Origin of the sequence: Cellulomonas marina, assembly GCF_900111925.1 — a bacterium.
GTDB classification, from domain to species: domain Bacteria; phylum Actinomycetota; class Actinomycetes; order Actinomycetales; family Cellulomonadaceae; genus Cellulomonas; species Cellulomonas marina.
In genome coordinates this window covers 211,590-234,197 of the sequence record NZ_FOKA01000005.1, presented here as the reverse complement: position 1 = coordinate 234,197, position 22,608 = coordinate 211,590, and the positions used below count along the sequence as shown (strand labels likewise).

Sequence of the window (22,608 nt, the reverse complement as noted above, 5' to 3'; positions counted from 1 at the left end):
GCGGTCGGCGCGGTCCGCGCGGTCCGCGCGGTCCCCCACGTGCGGGGTCGGACGGGGGTCAGCCCTCGTCCGGCCCCGTCGCCACCGGACGCGCGGGGTCGTGCGACCACTGGGACCACGAGCCGGGGTAGAGCGTCGCGTCCACGCCGAGCGAGGCGAGCGCGGCGACCTCGTGGGCGGCGGTGACGCCCGAGCCGCAGTAGACGGCGACGGGGGCGTCCAGCGCCCCGAGGGACGCGAACCGCCGACGCAGGGAGTCGGCGGGCAGGAAGCGGCCGTCGGCGTCGAGGTTGCCGGCCGTCGGGGCGCTGCGGGCGCCGGGCACGTGCCCCGCCCGCGGGTCGACGGGCTCGACCTCGCCCCGGTACCGCTCGCCCGCGCGGGCGTCGAGGAGCACGCCCCGTGCCGGCCAGCCGGCCACCTCGTCGGCGCCGGCCGTCGGCAGGGCGCCGGGCCGCAGGACGACGTCGCCCGGCTCCGGGGTCACCGCGCCCGCCTCGACCGGTAGGCCGGCGGCGCGCCAGGCCGGCAGTCCGCCGGCGAGGAGGCGCACGTCGCGCAGGCCCGCCCAGCGCAGCAGCCACCAGGCGCGCGCCGCGGCGGTGCCGCCGGTCGCGTCGTACACGACGACCGGCCGCGCCTCGCGCAGCCCCCAGGAGCGCGCCGCCGCCTCGAGCGCGGCGACGTCCGGGAGCGGGTGCCGGCCGTGGGCCGGGGCGGCGGGGGCGGCGAGCTCGGCGTCGAGGTCGACGAACACCGCCCCCGGCACGTGCGCGGCGAGGTGCTCCTCGCGCCCGGGCGGCCCGCCGAGGGACCAGCGCACGTCGAGCAGCGCGGGCGGTTCGTCGTCCGCGAGCTCGGCCGCGAGCGCCAGCGGCTCGACGAGGACGGCGGCGCGCGGGTCCGTGCTCACGCGGGCGAGCCCTCGTCGTGCGTCCCGCGCTCGCCGCCGACCGGGCCGCCCGCCGCACGGGCCGGCTGCCAGCGCATCGTGTAGGCGTCGATGCCGCCGGGGTAGTAGTTGCGGCGCGTGCCCAGGCGCTCGAACCCGAGGCTCTCGTACAGGTGCTGCGCGGGGGCGTTGTCGACGCGCACCTCGAGCAGGACGGTCCGCGCCCCCAGGCGCTCCGCCTCCGTCAGCAGGTCGGTGAGCATCCCGCGGGCGACGCCGCGGTTCTGGTGGCCCGTGGCGGTGGCGACCGTCATGACCTGGGCGTCGTCGCCGTCGAACCACAGCCCCGCGTAGCCGACGAGGGCGCCCGTCGCGGTGTCGACCGCGGCGAGGTAGGTGCGGCCCGGACCGTCGAGCTCGGCCCGCATGGAGTCCTCGGACCACGCGGTCGGGCCGAACAGCTCGCGCTCCAGCGCCATGACGGCCGGCAGGTCGTCGGGCGCCAGGGGGCGGCGGGCGACGCCGCCCGTGCCCGCGTCGGCGCCCGTGCTCGTGCCCGTGCTCGTGCCGGTCGGCACGGCCGGCTCGCTCACGCCAGGACCCGCTTGCGCTCGTTCGGCGGCACGGCGTCGGGCCGGCGCAGGTAGAGCGGCTCCGTGGGCTGCTCCTGCCCGGCGGCCGCGCGGGTCAGCGCCAGCCGGGCCAGGGCGACGGGGTCCGGGTCCAGCAGCTCGGGGCGCACCGCCAGCTCCGGCACGGCGGCCTCGGCCAGCACCGGGTCCGTCAGGGCGCCCCGCCCGACGACGAGCACGCGCCGACCGGCGTCCGGCGCGTCGCCGCCGGCTGTGAGCAGGGCGGCCGCCGGTCCCACCGACGGCCCGTCGACGCGCAGGAGCGGGTCGCCGGACGTGCCGTCGGAGGCCGGGCCCGACGCGCCGGCCGACCACCCCGGCCCGCGCCGGTAGCGCCCGGCGTAGACCTCGCGCCGGCGGGCGTCCGTCACGGCCAGCACGTCGACGTCCTCGTCGTCCCCGTCGTCCCCACCGGCCCCGGCCGCCTCCAGCGCCCGCAGCGCCAGGGCGTCCAGCGACGGCACGCCGTGCACGGGCAGGCCGAGCGCGAGGCCCAGGGTGCGCGCGGTGACCAGGCCGACGCGCAGGCCGGTGAAGGGGGCCGGGCCCGTGCCGACGGCCAGCGCGGTGAGGTCGCGCGGGGTCAGGCCGGCGGCGGCCAGCGCCTCGGCGACCAGCGGCGCCAGGAGCTCGGCGTGGTGGCGCTGCGCCGTGACCGCGCGGACGGCCAGCGCGGTGCCGGCGTCGTCGGTGACCGCCACGGCGACGGCGGCGGAGGTGTCGAGGGCGAGGACGGGCACGAGGTCAGCCTAGGGTCAGCCCGCGACGGGCTCGCCGGGCAGGACGACCCCTGCCCACCGCTCCCCGACGCCCCGCACGAGCGCGACGCGAGCGCCGGCCGCGGCGTCCTGCGGGTCGAGCGGCCCGGACTCGGCGCCGCGCGGCCGGACCAGCTCCACCTCGAGCCGGTCGGAAGCCAGGGGCTCGACCCAGCCCGCGCCCCACTCCACGACGGTGACCGACTCGTCGAGGCCGGCCTCGAGGTCCAGGGCGTCGACCTCCTCCAGCGAGCCGAGCCGGTACGCGTCGACGTGCACGAGCGCGGGACCGGTCGAGCCGTCCTCGCGGGGCAGCGGCGGCTGCACCCGCGCGATGGTGAAGGTCGGCGACAGCACGGGGCCCCGCACGTGCAGCCCCGCGCCGATGCCCTGGGTGAGGGTCGTCTTGCCCGCGCCGAGCCCGCCCGTGAGCACGACGAGGTCCCCCGCGCGCAGCAGCGCCGCGAGTGCGCGGCCCAGCGCGCGGGTGGCGTCCTCGTCGGGCAGCACGCTGCGGTGCGCCGGTGCGGTGGTGCCGCTCATCCGTCCGTCCCCTCCGTCGCTTCCGGGCCGCCGGCGCGTCCGGCGGTGCCCACGTGCACGCGCGGGATGCGGGACCCCACGCGCGTCACGATCTCGTAGCCGATGGTGCCCGCCCGCTGCGCCCAGTCCTCGGCGGTGGGGCCGCCGTCACGGCCGGTGCCGAAGACCTCGACGACGTCGCCGGCCCGCTCCGTCGCCCCCGGACCCAGGTCGAGGACGACCTGGTCCATGCACACCCGCCCCGCCACGGGGACGACGCGGCCGTTGACCCCGACGGGGCCGCCGGGGCGGTCGGCGGTGCCGGACGCGTGGCGCGGGATGCCGTCGGCGTAGCCCAGCGGCACCACCGCGACCGTCGTGTCGGCCGGCGTCACGTAGGCGTGGCCGTAGGAGATGCCGTGGCCGGCCGGCAGGTGCTTGACCGTCGCCAGACGCGCCTCGAGCGTCATCGCCGGCGTCAGCCCCCAGCGGTCGGAGGTGCCGAGCGACACCGCGGGCGTCAGCCCGTACACCGCGATGCCCGGGCGGACGAGGTCGTAGCGCAGCCGCGGGTCCGTGAGCAGCGCGGCGGAGTTGGCCAGGTGGCGGACCTGGGGCGGCAGGCCGGCGGCCTCGAGGGCGCGGACGGCGTCGTCGAGCACGGCGGCCTGCGCGTGGGCGAGCGGGTTGCCCGGCTCGTCCGCGGCGGCCAGGTGCGACCAGACCCCGATGAGCTCCAGCGCGCCCTCGGCGTGGGCGGCCGCCAGGGCCGGGAGGAGCGCGTGCAGGTCCGCCGGCGGCAGCCCGTTGCGGCCGAGGCCGGTGTCGACCTTGATGTGCACGCGGGCCGTGCGGCCGGTGCGGCGCGCGGCGTCGACGACCGCGTCCAGCGCCCAGGGCGCCGCGACGGTCACGTCGACGTCGGCGGCCAGCAGGGCGTCCATGGGGACCGCGGGGTCGTACAGCCAGGTGAGAAGCCGCGGCGCCGTCACGCCCGCGGCGCGCAGGGCCAGCGCCTCGCCGACCTGCGCGGTCCCGAGCCAGGTGGCGCCGCCGGCCAGCGCCGCGCGGGCGGCGGGCACCAGCCCGTGCCCGTACGCGTCGGCCTTGACCACCGCCATCACCGCGGCCCCGCCGGCGTACCCGGTGAGGACGCCGACGTTGGCGGCGATCGCGTCGAGATCGACGACCGCGCGGGCCGGGTGGTACGCCGCGGCGACGGCCGGGTCGTCGGGCGCGTCGGTCACGCCGGGCAGTCTCTCACCGCCGGGGCGCCGTCCTGCGCCAGCAGGTCCGCGACGACCGCGGGCAGCGCGTGCGCCACCGCCAGCGCGCTCACGGGCCCGCCGGGGGTGGCGTGGTGGGCGGCGCGGCCGTGGACGAGCGCCGCCGCCGCCGCCAGCCGCGCCGCGAGCGCCGGGTCGGCGACCACGTCCTCGGCGCGGCCGGCCAGCAGGGCGCCGACGACGCCGGCGAGCACGTCCCCGGACCCGGCCGTCGCCAGCCAGGCGGGCCCGTCGGCCTGCGACCACGTGCTGCCGCCCGCTCCGACGACGAGCGTCGTCGCGCCCTTGAGCAGCACCGTCGCACCCGACAGATCGTGCGCCCGGCGCGCCCACCGCCACGGCTCCGCCTCCACCGCGTCGCGGTCGACGGGCACGCCGCCGACCCGCTCGCCCCGGTCCGCGAGCCACCGCGCCAGCTCCCCGGCGTGCGGGGTGAGGACCACGTGGGCGCCGAGCCCTTCCGTCACCAGGTCCAGCGCGCCCGCGTCGAGCACGGCGGGCACCCCGTCCCGCGCCGCCGCCACGACCGCCGCCACGTCCCGCCGGCGCGCGGGGTCCGCCGGGTCGACCCCGGAGCCGGCCGCCCACGCCTGCACCCGCCCGTCGCCGACGGCTCCGGCCACGACGACCTCCGGCCGCGCCGCCAGCACCGCGGTGGCGAGCGGACCCGCCGGCCGCGGCGGCGCGGCGGGATCCTCGCGCTCGTCGCGCTCGTCGCGCTCGTCGCGCTCGTCGCGCTCGTCGCGCTCGTCGCGCTCGTCGACGAAGCGCACCATGCCGACGCCCGCCAGCACGGCCGCGCTCGTCGCCAGGACGCCGGCGCCCGGGTACCGGGTGGTGCCGCACACGACGCCGAGCACCCCGCGCGCGTACTTCTGCGACGTCGCGCCCGGCACCGGCCAGAGCGCGGCGACGTCGGCGCCCTCGAGCCGCCCCACCGCCACGCCGCCGGCCGGCAGCGTCAGACCGATGTCGACAGGGACGACCTGCCCCGCGAGCCCGGAGGCGGGGGGCAGCAGGAGGCCGGGCTTGGGCGCGCCGAAGGTGACCGTGACGTCAGCGCGCAGGACGTCGCCGGCCACCCGGCCGTCGTCGACGCCGCTCCCCGACGGCACGTCGACGGCGACGACCACCGGCCTGTGCCCGCCGCCCGTGCCCGTCGGCACCGCCGCCACCAGCGCTCGCGCGAGCCCTCGAAGCCCGGAGCCGTCCGACCCGATGCCGACGAGGCCGTCGAGCACGAGGTCCGCACCGGCGAGCGCATCGCAGACCAGCGGACCGGGCTCGTCGCCCTCGTCATCGGGGCCGACGGCGTCACCGACGACGGCGTCGCCGACGGCCACGTCCCCCAGCACCCGCACCCCTGCCGCCCGCGCCGCGGCCAGGCCGCCCGCGTGCGCCCGCTCCCCCGCCAGCACGGCGGTGACGGCGGCGCCGCGGCGCGCCAGGAGGGCGCCGGCGTGCAGGGCGTCGCCGCCGTTGGCGCCGCCGCCGGCCAGCACCACCACGCGGGCCCCGTGCACGCGCCGCTCCCGCCGATGGGCACGCAGCAGCCGCACCACCTCGACGTGCAGCGCGAAGGCCGCCCGGTCCATCAGCGGCTCCCCCGCGGCGAGCAGGGGGGCCTCGGCGGCACGGACGTCGGCGGAGGACCAGGCGCGGAGCACGCGGCCATCCTCCCCGCGGGGGCGCGGCCGCGCAGCGGCACGCCGCGCCCCGCCGTGCCCAGCGGACCTCGACGCCCCGCCCGCCCCGGTGCGCCCCCGTCCCCGCCCGGCATTAGCGTGCGGACCATGCGATTCGGACTGTTCATCCCCCAGGGCTGGCGGCAGGACCTCACCGGCATCGAGACGGCGCAGCACTGGCCGGTCATGCGCGACCTCGCGCTGCACGCGGACGAGGGCGACGTGTGGGAGTCGGTGTGGGTCTACGACCACTTCCACGCGGTCCCCGAGCCCAACGGCGAGGCGGTGCACGAGGCGTGGAGCCTCATCAACGCCTTCGCCGCCGTGACCCGCCGCGTGCGCCTCGGCCAGATGTGCACGTGCATGGCCTACCGCAACCCCGCCTACCTGGCGAAGGTCGCCGCGACGGCCGACGTCGTCTCCGGCGGCCGCGTGGAGATGGGCATCGGCGCCGGCTGGTACGAGCACGAGTGGCGCGCCTACGGCTACGGCTTCCCGCGCGCGGGCGAGCGGCTGGCCATGCTCGACGAGGGCGTGCAGATCTTCGAGCAGCTGTGGCGCGACGGCGTCGCCACGCTGGACGGGAAGCACTACCAGGTGGACGGCGCCCAGCTCGCGCCGCTGCCCCTGCAGGCCGGCGGGCCGCCGCTGTGGATCGCGGGCGGCGGGGAGAAGAAGACGCTGCGCATCGCCGCCGAGCACGCCGCGTACACGAACTTCGACGGGTCGCCCGAGGGCTTCGTGCACAAGTCGGAGATCCTGCGGGGCCACTGCGAGGACCTCGGGCGCGACTTCGACAGCATCGTCCGGTCGGCCAACTACAACGTCGTCATCGGCGCCACGGACGCGGAGGTGGACGACCGCATCGCCTGGGTCGAGGAGCACATGTCCCGGACCGTCCCGGACAAGGCGCCGGGCATCGCCGAGGACTTCCGCAACGGTCCGCTCGTCGGCACGCCGGAGAAGATCGTCGAGACCCTGCGCCAGCTCGAGGGCCTCGGGATGACGTACGCCATCACGTACTTCGCGGAGGCCGCCTACGACCGCTCGGGCATCGAGCTGTTCGAGCGCGAGGTGGTCCCGGCCCTGCGCGGCTGAGGCGTGCGCCGCCACGCGCCGTCAGTCGCGTTCGGCGACGACCATCGCCGACGCGATGCCGGCGTCGTGCGACAGGGACAGGTGGAAGCGGTCGACCCCGGCAGCCCGGGCGGCCGCCTCCACCGTCCCCGTCACCTCGACGACGGGCGGTCCGCCGCTCACGCGGTGGACCGTCGCGTCGTGCCAGCGCATGCCCGCGGGCGCGCCGAGGGACTTGGCGATCGCCTCCTTCGCCGCGAACCGCGCGGCCAGCGACGCGGGCGGCAGGGCCCGCTCGGCGGGCGTGAAGAGCCGCGCGCGCAGCCCGGGCGCGCGCTCCAGGGTCGCCATGAACCGCGCCACGTCGACGACGTCGACGCCCACGCCGACGATCACGGCCGCCCGCCGGGGCAGCGGCGGGCGGCCGCGCGCCTGCCGGGGGCGTCCGGGCTGCTCGTCGCGCCCGGCGCGCCCGCAGGCCTCACTCGACCGTGACGGACTTGGCGAGGTTGCGCGGCTGGTCCACGTCGAGGCCCTTGGCCGTCGCGAGCTCGCACGCGAAGACCTGCAGCGGCACGACCGACAGCAGCGGGGCCAGCAGCGTGGGCGCCTGCGGCACGCGGAACACCTCGTCGGCGAAGGGCACCACGGCCTCGTCGCCGTCCTCCGCGATGACGATGGTCCGCGCCCCGCGCGCCCGGATCTCCTGGATGTTCGAGACGACCTTCGCGTGCAGCGAGTGCCGCCCGCGCGGCGACGGCACGACGACGAACACGGGCTGCCCGGGCTCGACGAGCGCGATCGGCCCGTGCTTGAGCTCGCCCGCCGCGAACCCCTCGGCGTGGATGTACGCGAGCTCCTTGAGCTTGAGCGCACCCTCGAGCGCCACGGGGTAGCCGACGTGCCGGCCGAGGAACAGCACCGACGGGGTGTCGGCCATCCACCGCGCGATCTCCTGCACGCGGGCGGACCGGTCGAGGACCGTCTGGATCTTGTCCGGCATGGCCCGCAGCTCGGCGAGGATCGTCTCGACCTCGTCGGCGAACATGTTGCCGCGGAGCTGGGCCAGGTACAGGCCGAGCAGGTACGTCGCCGTGATCTGCGCGAGGAACGCCTTCGTCGAGGCGACGGCGATCTCCGGGCCCGCGTGCGTGTAGAGGACCGCGTCGGACTCGCGCGGGATCGTCGAGCCGTGGGTGTTGACGATCGCGAGGGCGGTCGCGCCCTGCTCCCGCGCGTGCCGCACCGCCATGAGCGTGTCCATGGTCTCCCCCGACTGTGAGATGGCGACGACGAGCGTGCGGGCGTTCACGACCGGGTCCCGGTAGCGGAACTCGTGCGCCAGCTCGACCTCGACGGGGACGCGGCACCAGTGCTCGATGGCGTACTTGGCGACGTGGCCCGCGTACGCGGCGGTGCCGCAGGCGACGACGACGATCTTGTCCACCGCGCGCAGGACGTCCTCGGAGATGCGCACCTCGTCGAGCACGAGCCGACCGCGCACGTCCGTGCGGCCCAGGAGCGTGTCGGCCACCGCGTGCGGCTGGTCGTGGATCTCCTTGTCCATGAAGGAGCGGAATCCGCCCTTCTCCGCCGCCGCCGCGTCCCAGTCCACGGTGTAGCGCCGGGCGTGCACGCTCGCGCCGGCGAAGTCCGTCACCTCGACGGACGTCGGCGTGATGGTGACCACCTGGTCCTGGCCGAGCTCCAGCGCCTCGCGCGTGTGGGAGATGAACGCGGCCACGTCCGAGCCGAGGTAGTTCTCGCCCTGCCCCAGTCCGACGACCAGCGGCGAGTCGTGGCGTGCGCCGACGACCGTGCGCGGGTGGTCCGCGTGCACCGCGAGCAGCGTGAAGGTCCCCTCGAGCCGCCGCGCGACGGCCTGCATCGCGGTCGTGAGGTCGCCCGTCGTCGCGTAGGCCCGGTCGAGCAGGTGCGCGGCGACCTCGGTGTCGGTCTCCGAGAGGAACTCCACGCCCTCCGCGGCCAGCTCGGCCCGCAGGGCGACGAAGTTCTCGACGATGCCGTTGTGGATGACGGCGACGCGGCCGGCGACGTGCGGGTGCGCGTTGCGGTCCGTCGGCGCGCCGTGCGTCGCCCAGCGCGTGTGGCCGATCGCGGCGGTCGCGTCCGGCAGCGGGTGCGCGTCCAGCTCCTCCACGAGGTTGGCGAGCTTGCCCGCCTTCTTGGCGGTCGCGAGCGCGCCCCCCGGCCCGACGGCCGCGACGCCCGCGGAGTCGTAGCCGCGGTACTCCAGGCGGCGCAGCCCCTCGAGGACGACGTCGACGGGGCGCCCGTCCGCGTCGGCCGACCCCACGTACCCCACGATGCCGCACATGGCTGCGGAGTCTACGCGGGGGGTGCCGCGCGCCCCGGCCGGACGCGCGCCGCCGCGGCGCTGCGGCAGACTGGGCGCCGTGCCGTCGCCGTCCCTGCTGGCCACCCCCTGGGTGGACCTCGACCGCGACGCCTGGTCGCGCCTGTCCGCGTCCACCCCGCTGCCGCTGACCGCGACGGACGTGCAGCGCCTGCGGGCGCTCGGCGACCCCATCGACCTCGCCGAGGTCGACACCGTCTACCGCCCGTTGTCCCGCCTGCTCGACCTGCACGTGGGCGCGGTGCGCGCGCTCCACGCCGCGACCGGCACCTTCCTGCGCGAGGACGTCACGCGCACGCCGTTCGTCATCGGCGTGGCGGGGTCGGTGGCCGTCGGCAAGTCGACGACCGCCCGCCTGCTGCGCGAGCTCATGGCGCGCTGGCCGGCGACGCCCCGCGTCGAGCTGGTGACGACGGACGGCTTCCTGCACCCCAACGCCGAGCTGACCCGGCGCGGGCTCATGGAGCGCAAGGGCTTCCCGGAGTCGTACGACCGGCGGGCGCTCGTGCGGTTCGTCTCGCGCGTGAAGGCCGGCGAGCCGGAGGTCGAGGCGCCCGTCTACGACCACCTCACGTACGACATCGTGCCGGGGCGCTGGAACGTCGTGCGCCGCCCCGACGTGCTCATCGTGGAAGGGCTCAACGTGCTGCAGCCGTCCCGGCGCGGGGCGGCCGGCGGCGTGGCCGTCTCGGACTTCTTCGACTTCTCCATCTACGTGCACGCGGAGGAGGCGGACGTGCGGCAGTGGTACCTCGACCGGTTCCTGGCGCTGCGGCGCACCGCGTTCGCCCGGCCCGAGTCGTACTTCCGCCGCTACGCGGCCCTGTCCGACGACGAGGCCCTCGACCGCGCCGGTGCCATCTGGGACTCCATCAACGCCCCGAACCTGCGGCGCAACATCGCCCCGACGAGGGACCGCGCGACCCTCGTGCTGACGAAGGGGTACGACCACCGCGTGGAGCACGTCCGGCTGCGCAAGCTGTAGGGGGCCGTCCCTCCGGCCCGCCGTCGGTGCTCAGGACGACGAGGGCGCCGCGGGCGTCACCGTCGCGCGCGGGACCGCGAGCGCGACGGACCAGTCCGTCGCGTCGGTCTCGTCGAGCCCGGCCAGCTCGTCGGCCACGGCCGCCGACGCCGCGGCGCACGCCGCGCCGGGCACCTGGACCCACACCGCGCGCCCGAGCGCGTCCACGAGCCAGAGCGCCGGCCCGCCGTCGGCGAGCACCGCGGCGGCGCACCCCTCCTCGGGACCGCCGGCGACGACCGCGGTGCGCCCCGCGGGCGACGAGGGCCCCGAGGTGCGGGCCAGCGCGTCGACGAGGCCCGCGAGGTCGCCCTCGAGGACCTGCTCGCTGACCGTCGTCCAGAGGCCCTCGACGTCGCGCGCGGTGCCGCCGCGGGTGCAGACGACCACGCCCGTCGCCCGGAAGTCGTCCGGGACCGCACCCGGTGCCGCGACGGCCGACCGGGCCCCGCCCGACGTCGCCGGTGCCGCCGAGGCGTCCGTCCCGGGTTCGAGGCCCAGCGCCGCGAGCACGGCCGGCGCGCGGCAGTCCGCGGCGGGCTGCACCGCGGCCACCGGGCCGGCGGCGGCGGTCGGCCCGCACCCGGCGAGGACCGCGACGAGGACCCCCGCGAGCGCCGTAGGGGTCGCTGCGCGGGGGCTGACCGTGCGGTCGCGCACGTCCACCTCCTGCGCCCGTCGTCGTCCCACGGCGGGCGTGGGCGGACGACCGGGTGGGAGCGGCAGCGGCGCCGGCCTGCGACGACCCTAGGCACGGCGACGGCGCGGTCCCCCGCACCGAGACCGGATCGTTAGCCGGGGGCGCCCGATCGTGCCCGGGCCGTGACCGAGTCGTCACCGGTCGTCCACACGCGCGCACCGGCGCCTGCGAGCGCCGAGGTCAGCGGGCCGGGCACCGGCGACGTTCCCCCGCCCGGGTGAACGCCCGACGCCGGGGCACCGGCGGCCTCCGCCCCGCTCCCCGGCCGGCCGGCCGCCCGCGGCGCCGCCGCCCCCCGGCGTCGACGCCGCCGGGACACGGCCGCGGCCACGCGGTCGACCCCCAGCCCCACGAGCAGCCCGCCGACGACGCCGACCGCCACCGCCACGAGCGGCCGGCCGTGCAGCCACGCCCCCGCGGCCACCCCCAGCAGCGTCGACCACAGGGACCAGAGGAGCCCGCCGAGGGCCGACACCGCCGCGAACCGGCGCCACGGGTAGCGCACGGCGCCGGCGGTCATGTTGACGGCCACCCGCCCGACGGGCACGTAGCGCGCGGCCAGCAGGAGCGCCGCCGGCCGGCGGGCGAGCGCCGCCTCCGCCCGGTCCACCGCCCGCTGCGCGCGGGCCCCCCGCAGCACGCGCAGCGACCGCACGTCCACCCGCCGCCCGATCGCGTAGGCCACCTGGTCGCCCACCCACGCGCCCAGCGCCGCGGCGAGCACCACGAGGCGCAGGTCCGGCGCCCCCGTCGCGGCCGCCACGCTCGCCACCGCGATCACCGCCGACTCGCTGGGCACCGGCGGGAAGAACCCGTCGAGCGCTGCGAACGCGAACAGCCCCGGGTGGACCCAGGCGCTCCCGAGCAGGTCCAGCAGCCACTGCTCCACGTCGCGCACCCTCCACCGCCGCACCGGGCCGCCCCGCCCGCCGGCCGGGGCCGGGCGGACGGCGACGTGCGCCGGGGGCACCGGTGGCGCCCGCCGTCGACGCTAGGCGGGGGCACCGACGCGCCACATCGGGGAGGGGCCTGATCCGCACCCCGAGAGACCCCCCACCCCGGGGGGACGCCGCCCGGGGTCCGGTCCCACCCCGGGGGGACGACGCCGGCCGCGGGCCTGCCGCACGCCGCTGCCGCGCTGCCATACTGCGCCCGTGGCCTCCCGGGACGCGTCCGCGCACGCGACGCCCCCGGCCGCGCCACCAGCCGCGACCTCCCCGGCCGGTCCCGGGTCCTTCGCGGCCGTGCTGCGGCGCCTGCGGGAGGTGGCGGGGCTCACGCAGGAGGAGCTCGCCGAGCGGGCGGGCCTCACCGCGCACGGCGTCGGCGCGCTCGAGCGGGGCGCCCGCACCCGCCCGTACCCGCACACGGTCCGCGCCCTGGCGGCGGCCCTCGGCCTGCCGCCCGAGGACGACACCCTGCGCGCCGCCGCGCACGGCGCCGCCACCGCCCGGCGGGACCGGACGGGCCGGGCCGCCGGCTCCGCCACGCCCACCGCGACGCCCCCACCGACGCCCCCACCGACGCCCGTGCCGACCGCCACGGCGGCGTCCTCACCGACCTCCGCCCCGGATGCGGCCCCGACCTCAGCCCCGACCTCAGCCCCGGCCGCGTCGGCCCCGCGCCGCGGTCTGCCCCCACCGGTCACGGCGCTCGTCGGGCGGGAGGACGACCTCGCCGCGGTCACCGCCCTCCTGCACGACGAGCACGCCCGCCTCGTCACGCTGACGGGCACCGGCGGCGTCGGCAAGACGACCCTCGCGCACGCCGTCGCCCGCGCGGTCACCGAGCCACCACCCCAGCCACCACCCCAGCCACCACCCCAGCCACCGGCTCCCGCCGCCCACGGCGCTCCGCCCGCACCGACGCGCTTCACGGACGGCGTCGTCGCCGTCGCGCTGGCCGGCGTCGACGAGACCGCGCTCGTGCTGCCCGCGGTGGGTCGGGTGCTGGGCCTGCCGGGAGCCGAGACGGGCGCGGCCGACACCGCCGTGCCGGCCGCCCTCGCGCGGCTCGACGCGCTGCTCGTGCTCGACAACCTCGAGCACCTGCCGGGCGTGGCGGACGTCGTCGCGGACCTGCTCGCGGCCTGCCCGGACCTCGTCGTGCTCGCCACGAGCCGCGCGGCGCTGCGGCTGCGCGGCGAGGTCGAGCACGCCGTGCGCCCCCTGGCGCTGCCGTCCGGCGACCAGCCCGACCTGGCCGCGGTCGCCGCGTCGCCCGCCGGAGCGCTGCTGCTGCAACGGGCCCGCGCGGTGCAGCGCTCCTTCGGCACCCGGCCCGACGACGCCGCGCCGCTGGCGGCGCTGTGCCGACGGCTGGCGGGCATCCCCCTGGCGCTGGAGCTGGCCGCCGCCCGCGCCCGCGTGCTCGACGCCCCGACCCTGCTCGCACGGCTGGAGGACGCGACGAACCGCGCCGGCGCGAGCGACCTGCCCGAGCGGCAGCGCACCCTTCGCGCGACGCTCGACTGGAGCTACCGCCTGCTCTCCGCCGACGAGCGCCGCCTCCTGCGCCGGCTGGCCGTGTTCGTCGACGGCGGCGACCTCGAGGCCGTCGAGGCGGTGGCCGCGGACGTGGTGGACGTCCTCGGCGGGCTCGAGCGCCTCGTCGAGCACTCGCTCGTCACCGTCACGGACGGCCCGGCCGGGCCCCGGTTCGGCATGCTCGAACCGGTGCTCCAGCACGCGCGCGGGCTCGCCCCCGACGAGGAGGCCGCCGCCGTCCGCACCGCCCACGCGACGTACTACCTCGACCTCGCGCTGCGGGCAGCACCGCACTACGAGCGCCCCGACCAGGTCGCCTGGCTCGATCGCGCGGAGCGGGAGGACGGCAACCTCACCGCCGCCCTCGAGCACTGGGTGCAGGTCGGCGACGGCGGCCGCGCCGGGACGATGGTCTGGGCGCTGTGGCTCTACTGGTGGCTGCGGGGGCGGCTGCGGCGCGGTCGCCGGCTGGCCGAGGCGACCCTGCCCCTGCCCCTGCCCGACCCCGTGCGCGTCCGGGTCCTGGCGACGACGGCGACGATGGCCTTCGCGCAGGGCGAGCTGGCGACGAGCGCCGCCCGCTGGCAGGAGGCCCTCGACCTCGCCACCGCCGGCGACGACCCCGAGGGCGTGCTCTACGCGACGGCGGGTCGCGGGCTGGTCCACCTCGCGGAGGGGGCGCTCGACGACGCGCGGGACGGCTTCGCGGCGGCCCTGGCGCACGCGGAGGCCGCCGGGCTGGCCGGCACGTGGGTGGTCGCGCTGCTGCAGGTGTGGCTGGGGACGGTGCTGCTGCGGTCGGGCGACCCGGCGGCCGCCGTCCGGCACGTCGAGCCGGCCCTCGCGTCGGCGCGGGCGCGCGGCGACCGTCTGAGCACGTACATCGCGCTGTACGACCTCGTGCAGGCGCTGCTGGCCCAGGACCGGCCCGACGACGCCCGCGCCCACGCGCTGGAGGGGGTTCGGCTGTCGCAGGAGACCGGCGACGTGCCGAACACCGCCTACTTCCTCGAGAGCCTGGCCGTGGTGGAGCAGGCGGCGGGCCGGCCGGAGCGGACGGCCGTGCTGCTCGGCGCCTCCGAGGCCCTGCGCGACCGCGTCGGCGCCGCGTCGCACGGCTACTACCTGCCCGATCCCGCGCTGCGGGCTGCCGCCGATGCCGGCGCCCGCCAGGCCCTGGGACCGGACGGCTGGATGCAGCACCTGGCGAGGGGGCGTGCCCTGTCCCCCGACGAGGCCGTCGCCGTCGCGGCCGGTCCGACCCCCGCCCCCTGAGGCACGCCGTCCGGACAGCCGCACGGCTCGTGGCTGTGCGAGTGGTGAGCGGGTGGTGAGCGGGTGCTGTGCCTGTCCGTCCCGTCGTCGCGCCGACAGGCTCGGTGGTGCCGGGACCACCCGCCCGGCGCCCCTGGACCGGCCGCCCCGCGGCCACCGACGGAAGGCCGCGACCGTGAGCACCGCCCCGACCCTCGCCCCGACCGCACCGCTGCGGCGGGCGCTCCTCGACGCCGCCGCGCTCGTCCGCACGACCGCGGCCGGAGACGTGGCCCGCGCGCGGCTGCTCGCCGAGCACGTGCGGACCCTCGTCGGCGCGCCGGACGCGACCGGTCCCGCCGACCTGCGTGCCGCCCGGCTCGAGGCGGCGCTGCGGGACTGGGAGCCGGCCGCCGACCCGGCCGCGCGCGACGCGGTCGCCGACGCGCTGGTCCCCGTGCAGCCCGACGACACGGCCGCGGCGGACCCCCTCGTCGCGGGCCTGCACCTCGGGCGGCTGGCGGACGCGGACGTGCCGCCCGCCGAGCGGCTGCGGATGCTGCTGCGCCTCGGCTGGGCGCTGGACGGGGTGCCGGCCGCCGAGCGGGCGGCGTGGCTGCGCGACCACGCCCCGGCGTCCGCCCGGGCGCTGTGGTGGGCCGTCGGGCGCCGCCGCTTCGCCGCGCACCGGGCGCAGGTCCTCGCCACGCCGGGGACGCGGCCCGCGGCCGTCGCGCTGCCGCGAGCGGTGGCCCCTGTCGCGGTCCCGGTCCCGGTCGCGGCCTGAGCCCCCGGCTACCGGACGGGAGGCGCAGCGCTCAGGCGTCCGTGTCGAGGCCCGCCAGCGGGAAGCCCAGGAGGCGTGCCGCCTCCACGGGCCGCGCGGGCACGGCCCACCGGGCCCCCTGCGCGTCGCTCGTCGACAGGGACCGCAGCTCGGCCCGGTCGAGGTACAGCGTGCCGTGCAGGTGGTCGGTCTCGTGCTGCACGATGCGCGCCGGCCACCCCTCCACGACCTCGTCGAGCGCCCGCCCGGTCTCGTCCTGCCCGACGAGGCGCACCCGCCGCGGACGTGCCACGACGGCCTGGTACCCCACGACCGACAGGCAGCCCTCGTAGAAGCCGACGCGCTCCTCGTCGAGCGCCTCGTAGCGGGGGTTCACCAGGACCCGCGGCGCGAGCACGGGACGCTCGCGTACGAGCGCCACGTCCGGGTCGGGCGACCCGGGGTCGGCGAGCACGGCGACCGCGACCGGCAGCCCCACCTGCGGGGCGGCGAGGCCCACCCCGGGCGCCGCCCGCATCGTCGCGCGCAGCACGTCGAGGAGCCGCGCGAGCTCGTCGTCGGCCAGCCAGCCGTCGTACCGGTGCGCGACCGCGCGGAGCACGGGGTGCCCGGCCTGCACGATCGGCACCACGCCGTCGTCGTCCGCCCGGTCCAGCAGCCGCAGCACGGCCTCGCGCAGCACGGGCACGAGGTCGCGGGACGGGCCCACCGCGCGCGGCGCGCCCGGGGCGCTCACAGGGCGAGCCGCTCGCGGACGACGTCCGCCAGCGCGTGCGCGACCTCGTCCGCCTCGTCCTGCGTGGCCGCCTCGACCATGACGCGGACCAGCGGCTCGGTGCCGGACGGGCGCAGGAGCACGCGCCCGGTCGTGCCCAGTCGGCCCTCGGCGTCGCGCACGGCGTCGGCCAGCGCGTCGTCACCCGTGCGCCCGCGGTCCACGCCGTCCACGTTGACGAGCGTCTGCGGCAGCCGTCGCACGACGGCGGCCAGGTCGTCCAGCGGTCGGCCCGTCGCCGCGACCCGCGCCGCGAGCTGCAGGGCGGTGAGGACGCCGTCGCCGGTGGTGGCGTGCTCGGCCATGATGATGTGCCCGGACTGCTCGCCGCCCAGGGCGTAGCCGCCCGCGCGCATCGCCTCGAGGACGTACCGGTCGCCGACCGCCGTCTCGACCGTGCGCACGCCGTGCTCGCCCATCGCCAGCCGGAGCCCGAGGTTGCTCATGACGGTGGTGACCAGCGTCCCGTCGACGAGCTGGCCCCGCTCGTGCAGCGCCAGCGCGAGGACGCCCATGATCTGGTCGCCGTCGACGAGGACGCCGTGGCGGTCCACCGCCAGGCACCGGTCCGCGTCGCCGTCGAAGGCCACGCCGAGGTCGGCCTGCGAGGCGACGACGGCCGCCTGGAGCTGCTCGGGGTGCGTGGAGCCGCACTTCTCGTTGATGTTGCGGCCGTCGGGCGAGGCGTTGATGACGACGACGTCGGCACCGGCGGCCCGCAGCGCCTGCGGCCCGACCTCGCTCGCCGCGCCGTTCGCGCAGTCGACGGCGATGCGCAGGCCGGCCAGGCTCGTGCCGATCGTGCCGACCAGGTGGTCGACGTAGCGCTCCCCTGCGCGGCCCGTGTCCCGGCGTAGGCGGCCGACGCCGGCACCGGTGGGCCGGTCCCAGCTCTCGCCGATGCGGGCCTCGATGGCTGCCTCGAGCTCGTCGTCGAGCTTCTGCCCCCCGCGGGCCAGGAACTTGATGCCGTTGTCCGGCATCGGGTTGTGCGACGCCGACAGCACCACCCCGAGGTCGACGCCCGAGTCCGCGGTGAGGAAGGCGACCGCCGGGGTCGGCAGGACCCCCACGTCGTCGACGTCAACACCGGCCGAGGCCAGCCCCGCGCACACCGCGGCCGAGAGGAACTCCCCCGACGCCCGGCCGTCCCGCCCGACGACCGCCCGCGGCCGGTGCCCGGCGAACGCGCCGGACGCCGCCAGCACGTGCGCCGCCGCCACCGAGAGGTCCAGGGCCAGCTCGGCCGTCACGTCCCGGTTCGCCAGCCCGCGGACCCCGTCGGTCCCGAACAGTCGCGCCATCCTCAGACTCCTTCGCTCGTACGTGCCGGGGCGCAGCGCCCGGGGACGACGACGGCCCCGCGGTCGTCGCCGACCGGCGGGGCCATCGTGCCGTGCGCAGCCCGTGCAGCACCCGGGGACACCCCGGGTGCCGCCTGCGGGATCAGCGCTTGGAGTACTGCGGCGCCTTGCGCGCCTTCTTCAGACCGGCCTTCTTGCGCTCGACGACGCGGGCGTCGCGCGTGAGGAAGCCGGCCTTCTTCAGCGCCGGGCGGTTGTGCTCGGCGTCGATCGCGTTGAGGGCCCGGGCGATGCCGAGGCGCACCGCGCCGGCCTGGCCCGAGACGCCGCCGCCGCTGACGCGGGCGATGACGTCGAAGCGACCCTCGACGTCGACCACCTTGAGCGGCGAGCCGGCGATCTGCTGGTGCACCTTGTTCGGGAAGTAGTCCTCGAGCGTGCGCCCGTTGATCGTCCACGTCCCCGTGCCGGGGACGAGGCGGACCCGCGCCACGGCCTCCTTGCGGCGGCCGAGGGCCTGCCCGGGAGCCGTGAGCGACTGGCCGCGCCCGGTGGGCGCGCTGCTCTCGGAGGTGTAGCTGGTGGGCGTCTCGTCGCCCTCGAGGTCGATCTCGACCGTCACTGGTGGTCCTCGCGTCCTGTCGTCGTCGCGCGGGCGTCAGGCGCCCTGCACGACCTGGGTGATCTCGAAGGGCTGGGGCTGCTGCGCCTGGTGCGGGTGCACCGGACCGGCGTAGACCTTGAGCTTGCCGAGCTGCTGGCGGCCGAGCGAGGTCTTGGGGATCATGCCGCGGACGGCCTTCTCCACCGCACGCTCGGGGTGCTTGTCCAGCAGGTCCCGGTACGCGGTGGCCCGCAGGCCGCCCGGGTAGCCGGAGTGGCGGTACGCCAGCTTGGTCTCGCGCTTGTTGCCGGTCAGCGCGACCTTCTCCGCGTTGATGACGATGACGAAGTCGCCGCCGTCGACGTGGGGGGCGAAGGTCGCCTTGTGCTTGCCGCGCAGCAGCGTGGCCACGTGGGTGGCCAGGCGGCCCAGGACGACATCGGTCGCGTCGATGACGTGCCAGGTCCGCTCGACGTCGCCGGGCTTCGGGGTGTACGTGCGCACGGTCGTGAGCCTTCGTTTCGTTGAACCGGTGGTCTCGGCGGGGCGCCGCCGCAGCACGCGTCGGTGACGCGTCCGTGGACGGGCGCCCGCCGGTGCGGGCTGTCGGTGTCATCCCGACGGACCGGCGAGTGGGACCACACCGGGCCTGCCGTGCGCCGGGGTGCTGAAGCTGCACCCGAGCGCGACAGGGGACGTACGACGACTCACCAGGGTAAGGGCACGACGACGCGACGGTCAAAGTGGCGCCGGACGCACCGCGGCGGGCACGCGCCGGCGACCGGCGGCACCGGCGGCACCGGCGGCACCGGCGGCTCCGGCGGCACCGGCGGCTCCGTGGGTCAGCGCGCCCGGGCCACCCGCCCGACGTCCCACACGGGCTCCGGCGTCTCCACCACCTGCCCGTCCGCCCCCACGACGAGGAACCGGTCGAAGCCGCGCGTGAACCAGCGGTCGTGCGTGACGGCCAGCACCGTGCCCTCGAAGGCCGCCAGCCCGGCCTCCAGCGCCTCCGCCGAGTGCAGGTCGAGGTTGTCGGTGGGCTCGTCGAGCAGCAGGAGCGTCGCCCCGCCGAGCTCCAGCAGCAGGATCTGGAACCGCGCCTTCTGGCCGCCCGACAGGGTCTCGTACCGCTGCTCCGCGGCGGCGACGAGCTCGTACCGGTCCAGCGCCTTGCTCGCCGGCTCCCGGCCGAGGCCCGCGCGCCCGCCGGGCCGGCCGTCGCCGCGGTGCAGGATCTCCAGCAGGGTCCGCCCGACGAGCTCCGGGTGGCCGTGGTTCTGCGCGAACCAGCCCGGTCGCACCCGCGCCCCCAGCGTCACCCGTCCGGTGTGCGCCACCGGCTCGACGCCCGGCCCGTCGTCGACGGGCAGCTGCGCCGGGTCGGGGTCGGTCCCGCCCGCCGCCAGCAGCCGCAGCAGGTGCGACTTGCCCGAGCCGTTCGAGCCGAGCAGCGCCACGCGCTCGCCGAACCACACCTCGAGGTCGAAGGGCTGCAGGAGCCCGGTCAGCTCGAGCCCCTCGGCGACGACGGCGCGCCGGCCCGTCCGGCCGCCGCGCAGCCGCACGCGCACCTGCTGGTCCCGCGCGAGCACGGCGGGGGGCCCGGCCTCCTCGAAGCGCCGCAGCCGCGTCTGCGCGGCCGAGTAGCGGGAGGCCAGGCCGTCGTTGAAGGCGGCCTTCGTGCGCAGGGTCTGGACGAGGTCGCGGAGCTGGGCGTGCTCCTCGTCCCAGCGGCGCAGCAGCTCCTCCTCCCGCGCCCGGCGGTCCGCGCGCGCGGACGCGTAGGTCGCGAAGCCGCCGCCGTGCACCCAGGCCCGCGCCCCCACCGGCGTCGGCTCGAGCGTGATGACGTGCGTGGCCACGCGCGCGAGCAGCTCCCGGTCGTGGCTGACGAACAGCACCGTCCGACCCGAGGCGACGAGGCGCTCCTCCAGCCAGCGCTTCGTGGGCACGTCGAGGGCGTTGTCGGGCTCGTCGAGCAGGAGCACCTCGTCGGGGCCGCGCAGCAGCGCCTCGAGGACGAGCCGCTTCTGCTCGCCGCCCGACAGGGACCGCACCTCGCGGTCCTGCGCCCGCTCGAAGGGCACGGACAGGACCGCGTCGGTGACCCGGTCCCACTGCGCCTCCGCCTCGTAGCCACCGACGTCCGCCCAGTCGACGAGCGCCTGCGCGTACCGCAGCTGCGCGGGCTCGTCGTCGACCGTCATGATCCCGAGCTCCGCGGCCGCGAGCTCGGCCGCCGCGGCCGCCACGGCGGGCGGGGCGAGCGAGCCGAGCAGGTCGCGCACGGAGCGGTCGTCGGCGATGCGGCCCACGTCCTGCCGCATGACGCCGAGCCCGCCGGAGCGCGCGACGCCGCCGGCGTGCGGCACCTCGTCCCCGGTGACGATGCGCAGGAGCGTGGACTTGCCGGTGCCGTTCGGCCCGACGAGGGCCATCCGCTGCCCGTCGCCGACGCGGAAGGACACGCCGTCGAGGAGCGGTCGGCCGTCGGGCAGGACGTAGCCGACCCCGGAGATGTCGACGTGGCCCATGGGCCCGAGTCTGCTGCACGGCGCCCGCGCTGGTCACCGCCTTTCCGCTGGCGACCCGCCGCGCCCGGTGCCAGGGTCGGGCCCATGACCGAGAACACTCCCGCCACCAGCACGGACGCCGCCCTGGGCAGCGAGGGCGACTCCGACCAGCTCCCCGGCGAGGACACGATGATCGGGCGGGGGGTCGACGACCTGCTCGACGAGGGGTACACGCCGCCCGAGCGCCCCCGCACCGCCACGCAGCGCTACGGCGAGACGGAGTGGGAGGAGCAGCACCGCGAGACGATCGACCAGCGCATCGTCCAGGAGGAGCCCGAGGTCTGGGACCAGGACGAGCCGCCGAGCCCGGAGCGCGAGCCCCTGCGCGCCGGCCGCCTGTCCGAGGACGACGACGCCGTCGAGGCCGGCGGCACCGACATGTTCGCGGTCGACCAGGGCGTCGACGGCGGCGCCGCCTCGGCGGAGGAGGCGGCGGTGCACCTCGTCGCCGAGGAGACCGACGACGAGTACGTCCGTGACAACGCCGCCGAGCTCGACGAGCTGGACGCCGAGCTCGAGGAGGCCGGCCAGGAGCCGGACGAGCAGCTGGAGGCCCCGGACCCCGACATCGAGGAGGCCGGTCTCACCAGCGGGCTCCCCACGGTCGACGGCTCGACGACGGAGGCCGGCCCCCGCGCCTGATCAGGGCGTCACGATGCGGGGCGACCCGCGTCAGCAGCAGCCGCCGGGCGCGGCGCCGGTCCCGGCCGGTGCCGCGCCCGGCTGCGGTCCCACCTCGTGGGCACCGCGGCGGGCCCTGGTGGCGTCCGCGCGGGCCGCGAGCGCGTCGTCGTCGGGGTAGCCGACCTCCTCGAGCGTGAGCCCGTGCGCCGCCACGACGGCGGCCCCGCCCGCCCGCGAGCGCGAGGCGAGCAGCCCCGCGGGCCAGCCGACCGGCCGGCGCCCCTCCCCCACGGCCAGCGACGCGCCCACGAGCGCCCGCACCATGGAGTGGCAGAACGCGTCCGCCTGCACGGCGGCCACCACGAGCCCCGCGTCGGGCCCGTCGGGCGGCCGCTCCCAGCCGAACCGCTCGAGGCGGCGGATGGTCGTCGCCCCCTCGCGCGGCTTGCAGAACGCCGCGAAGTCGTGCAGCCCGACGAGCTCCCCCGCCGCGGCGTCCATCGCGGCGACGTCGAGCCGTCGCCGGTGCCACAGCACCGAGGCGCGGTGCAGGGGGTCGCGCCCGGCGGGGTCGTCGCACACGCGGTACGCGTAGCGCCGGCGCAGGGCGGAGAACCGCGCGTCGAACCCGGCCGGCGCCACCGCCACCCGCCGGACGACGAGGTCGTCGGGCAGCAGCCCGCCGAGGCGCGCGACGAGCGCGTCCTCCGACGACCGGCCGCCGCGCCCGCCGGCGGCCGCCCAGGCGACCGCCGTCACGTCCACGTGCGCCACCTGCCCCCGGGCGTGGACACCGGCGTCCGTCCGTCCCGCGACCACGAGCCGGGGCGCCGCCTCGTCGCGCGCCGCGGTCCGCAGCACGGTGGCCAGGGCGTCCTCCAGCACGCCCTGCACGCTGCGGAGCCCGGGCTGACGGGCCCAGCCGGCGAAGTCCGTGCCGTCGTAGGCCAGGTCCAGGCGCAGGCGCACCGACGGCGTCCCCGGCACCGCGTCCGGCGGCATCGCATCCGGTGGTGGCGAGGGGTGGTCGAGCACGGCAGCACGGTAGCCGTCGCGCACCTGTCTCACTTGCCGGACACCTCGTCCCATCCAATGGGCGGACACGACGTGACAGCCCCCGGGGCGGCCGTGCGAGACTCCTCGCCATGTCGACCGCCGCTGCGCTGCTCACCGCGCGCCTGCACGTCGACCTCATGCGTCTGGCCTCGATGGCCTGCGCCGCGCCGGCCTGTTGTCGGCCGGTTG

Annotated in this window: 21 protein-coding genes; 5 read left to right on the top strand and 16 right to left on the bottom strand. The window is 78.0% G+C overall.

Going from position 1 to position 22,608, the window contains the following annotated elements; genetic code table 11:
* Positions 1-58: 58 nt before the first annotated feature.
* From BM048_RS07670 to BM048_RS07645, 6 genes are read right to left on the bottom strand one after another with little or no spacing between them, the layout of a single operon-like run.
* Positions 59-913, bottom strand: a complete 855-nt coding sequence (locus BM048_RS07670; protein ID WP_090032012.1) for a sulfurtransferase — start codon at positions 911-913, stop codon at positions 59-61.
* Entirely contained in the window at positions 910-1,485 is a 576-nt protein-coding gene (gene rimI, locus BM048_RS07665; protein ID WP_239078960.1) for a ribosomal protein S18-alanine N-acetyltransferase, read from the bottom strand. The genes BM048_RS07670 and rimI overlap by 4 nt, the downstream gene beginning before the upstream one ends.
* Positions 1,482-2,264 (bottom strand): tRNA (adenosine(37)-N6)-threonylcarbamoyltransferase complex dimerization subunit type 1 TsaB, encoded by a 783-nt coding sequence (gene tsaB, locus BM048_RS07660; RefSeq protein WP_090032010.1) that lies wholly within the window; start codon positions 2,262-2,264, stop codon positions 1,482-1,484. The genes rimI and tsaB overlap by 4 nt, the downstream gene beginning before the upstream one ends.
* A gap of 15 nt (positions 2,265-2,279) precedes the next feature.
* Positions 2,280-2,825, bottom strand: coding sequence for a tRNA (adenosine(37)-N6)-threonylcarbamoyltransferase complex ATPase subunit type 1 TsaE (gene tsaE, locus BM048_RS07655; RefSeq protein ID WP_090032008.1), 546 nt, complete (start codon positions 2,823-2,825; stop codon positions 2,280-2,282).
* Positions 2,822-4,060 carry an alanine racemase gene (gene alr, locus BM048_RS07650; RefSeq protein ID WP_373308462.1) on the bottom strand — a complete coding sequence of 413 codons (1,239 nt, stop codon included), beginning with the start codon at positions 4,058-4,060 and terminating at the stop codon, positions 2,822-2,824. The genes tsaE and alr overlap by 4 nt, the downstream gene beginning before the upstream one ends.
* A complete protein-coding gene (locus BM048_RS07645) occupies positions 4,048-5,757 on the bottom strand; it encodes a bifunctional ADP-dependent NAD(P)H-hydrate dehydratase/NAD(P)H-hydrate epimerase (protein ID WP_090032005.1) in 1,710 nt (569 codons plus the stop codon). Before BM048_RS07645 ends, alr begins: the two co-directional genes overlap by 13 nt.
* Positions 5,758-5,883: 126 nt before the next feature.
* On the opposite strand from BM048_RS07645, the gene BM048_RS07640 reads away from it, so the two are divergent.
* Entirely contained in the window at positions 5,884-6,873 is a 990-nt protein-coding gene (locus BM048_RS07640; RefSeq protein ID WP_090032003.1) for an LLM class F420-dependent oxidoreductase, read from the top strand.
* A 21-nt stretch (positions 6,874-6,894) separates the two neighbouring features.
* On the opposite strand, the gene BM048_RS07635 is transcribed toward BM048_RS07640, so the two are convergent.
* A complete protein-coding gene (locus BM048_RS07635) occupies positions 6,895-7,248 on the bottom strand; it encodes a holo-ACP synthase (RefSeq protein WP_090032001.1) in 354 nt (117 codons plus the stop codon).
* 85 nt (positions 7,249-7,333) lie between these two features.
* A complete protein-coding gene (gene glmS / locus BM048_RS07630) occupies positions 7,334-9,190 on the bottom strand; it encodes a glutamine--fructose-6-phosphate transaminase (isomerizing) (RefSeq protein WP_090032124.1) in 1,857 nt (618 codons plus the stop codon).
* 79 nt (positions 9,191-9,269) lie between these two features.
* Here glmS and coaA point away from each other — a divergent pair, with 79 nt between their 5' ends.
* On the top strand, positions 9,270-10,214 hold the full coding sequence (gene coaA / locus BM048_RS07625) for a type I pantothenate kinase (RefSeq protein ID WP_239078961.1): 945 nt from the start codon (positions 9,270-9,272) through the stop codon (positions 10,212-10,214).
* A 30-nt stretch (positions 10,215-10,244) separates the two neighbouring features.
* Here coaA and BM048_RS07620 read toward each other — a convergent pair whose 3' ends face one another.
* Together BM048_RS07620 and BM048_RS07615 are read right to left on the bottom strand one after the other, a co-directional pair.
* Entirely contained in the window at positions 10,245-10,913 is a 669-nt protein-coding gene (locus tag BM048_RS07620) for a hypothetical protein (protein ID WP_139224361.1), read from the bottom strand.
* A 131-nt stretch (positions 10,914-11,044) separates the two neighbouring features.
* Positions 11,045-11,842, bottom strand: coding sequence for a DedA family protein (locus BM048_RS07615; RefSeq protein ID WP_239078962.1), 798 nt, complete (start codon positions 11,840-11,842; stop codon positions 11,045-11,047).
* 265 nt (positions 11,843-12,107) lie between these two features.
* Between BM048_RS07615 and BM048_RS07610 the strand changes: the two genes are divergently transcribed.
* Together BM048_RS07610 and BM048_RS07605 are read left to right on the top strand one after the other, a co-directional pair.
* Positions 12,108-14,714, top strand: a complete 2,607-nt coding sequence (locus BM048_RS07610; RefSeq protein ID WP_090031995.1) for a helix-turn-helix domain-containing protein — start codon at positions 12,108-12,110, stop codon at positions 14,712-14,714.
* Positions 14,715-14,889: 175 nt separating this feature from the next.
* The gene (locus BM048_RS07605; protein ID WP_090031993.1) at positions 14,890-15,480 is read left to right on the top strand and encodes a hypothetical protein; all 591 of its coding nucleotides are present in this window, start codon (positions 14,890-14,892) and stop codon (positions 15,478-15,480) included.
* Positions 15,481-15,511: 31 nt separating this feature from the next.
* On the opposite strand, the gene BM048_RS07600 is transcribed toward BM048_RS07605, so the two are convergent.
* The 5 genes from BM048_RS07600 to BM048_RS07580 all read right to left on the bottom strand — a co-directional run bounded on the left by BM048_RS07600 (position 15,512) and on the right by BM048_RS07580 (position 20,700).
* A complete protein-coding gene (locus tag BM048_RS07600) occupies positions 15,512-16,216 on the bottom strand; it encodes a peptide deformylase (RefSeq protein ID WP_239078963.1) in 705 nt (234 codons plus the stop codon).
* Positions 16,213-17,559, bottom strand: coding sequence for a phosphoglucosamine mutase (gene glmM, locus BM048_RS07595; RefSeq protein WP_090031991.1), 1,347 nt, complete (start codon positions 17,557-17,559; stop codon positions 16,213-16,215). The genes BM048_RS07600 and glmM overlap by 4 nt, the downstream gene beginning before the upstream one ends.
* A gap of 142 nt (positions 17,560-17,701) precedes the next feature.
* Positions 17,702-18,181, bottom strand: coding sequence for a 30S ribosomal protein S9 (gene rpsI, locus BM048_RS07590; RefSeq protein ID WP_090031989.1), 480 nt, complete (start codon positions 18,179-18,181; stop codon positions 17,702-17,704).
* 36 nt (positions 18,182-18,217) lie between these two features.
* Positions 18,218-18,667 carry a 50S ribosomal protein L13 gene (gene rplM, locus BM048_RS07585; protein WP_090031987.1) on the bottom strand — a complete coding sequence of 150 codons (450 nt, stop codon included), beginning with the start codon at positions 18,665-18,667 and terminating at the stop codon, positions 18,218-18,220.
* 338 nt (positions 18,668-19,005) lie between these two features.
* On the bottom strand, positions 19,006-20,700 hold the full coding sequence (locus tag BM048_RS07580; RefSeq protein ID WP_090031985.1) for an ATP-binding cassette domain-containing protein: 1,695 nt from the start codon (positions 20,698-20,700) through the stop codon (positions 19,006-19,008).
* Between the two features lie 84 nt (positions 20,701-20,784).
* Here BM048_RS07580 and BM048_RS07575 point away from each other — a divergent pair, with 84 nt between their 5' ends.
* The gene (locus tag BM048_RS07575; RefSeq protein ID WP_308439540.1) at positions 20,785-21,381 is read left to right on the top strand and encodes a DUF5709 domain-containing protein; all 597 of its coding nucleotides are present in this window, start codon (positions 20,785-20,787) and stop codon (positions 21,379-21,381) included.
* 30 nt (positions 21,382-21,411) lie between these two features.
* Here the strand turns inward: BM048_RS07575 and truA are convergent, their stop codons facing one another.
* A complete protein-coding gene (gene truA / locus BM048_RS07570; protein WP_090032118.1) occupies positions 21,412-22,365 on the bottom strand; it encodes a tRNA pseudouridine(38-40) synthase TruA in 954 nt (317 codons plus the stop codon).
* Positions 22,366-22,608: the final 243 nt, after the last annotated feature.

Coding starts and splice junctions, on each gene's coding strand:
- tsaE (WP_090032008.1), bottom strand. CDS start 2,825: ATGAGCGGCACCACCGCACCGGCGCACCGCAGCGTGCTGCCCGACGAG.
- BM048_RS07640 (WP_090032003.1), top strand. CDS start 5,884: ATGCGATTCGGACTGTTCATCCCCCAGGGCTGGCGGCAGGACCTCACC.
- glmS (WP_090032124.1), bottom strand. CDS start 9,190: ATGTGCGGCATCGTGGGGTACGTGGGGTCGGCCGACGCGGACGGGCGC.
- glmM (WP_090031991.1), bottom strand. CDS start 17,559: ATGGCGCGACTGTTCGGGACCGACGGGGTCCGCGGGCTGGCGAACCGG.
- BM048_RS07580 (WP_090031985.1), bottom strand. CDS start 20,700: ATGGGCCACGTCGACATCTCCGGGGTCGGCTACGTCCTGCCCGACGGC.
- BM048_RS07575 (WP_308439540.1), top strand. CDS start 20,785: ATGACCGAGAACACTCCCGCCACCAGCACGGACGCCGCCCTGGGCAGC.
- truA (WP_090032118.1), bottom strand. CDS start 22,365: ATGCCGCCGGACGCGGTGCCGGGGACGCCGTCGGTGCGCCTGCGCCTG.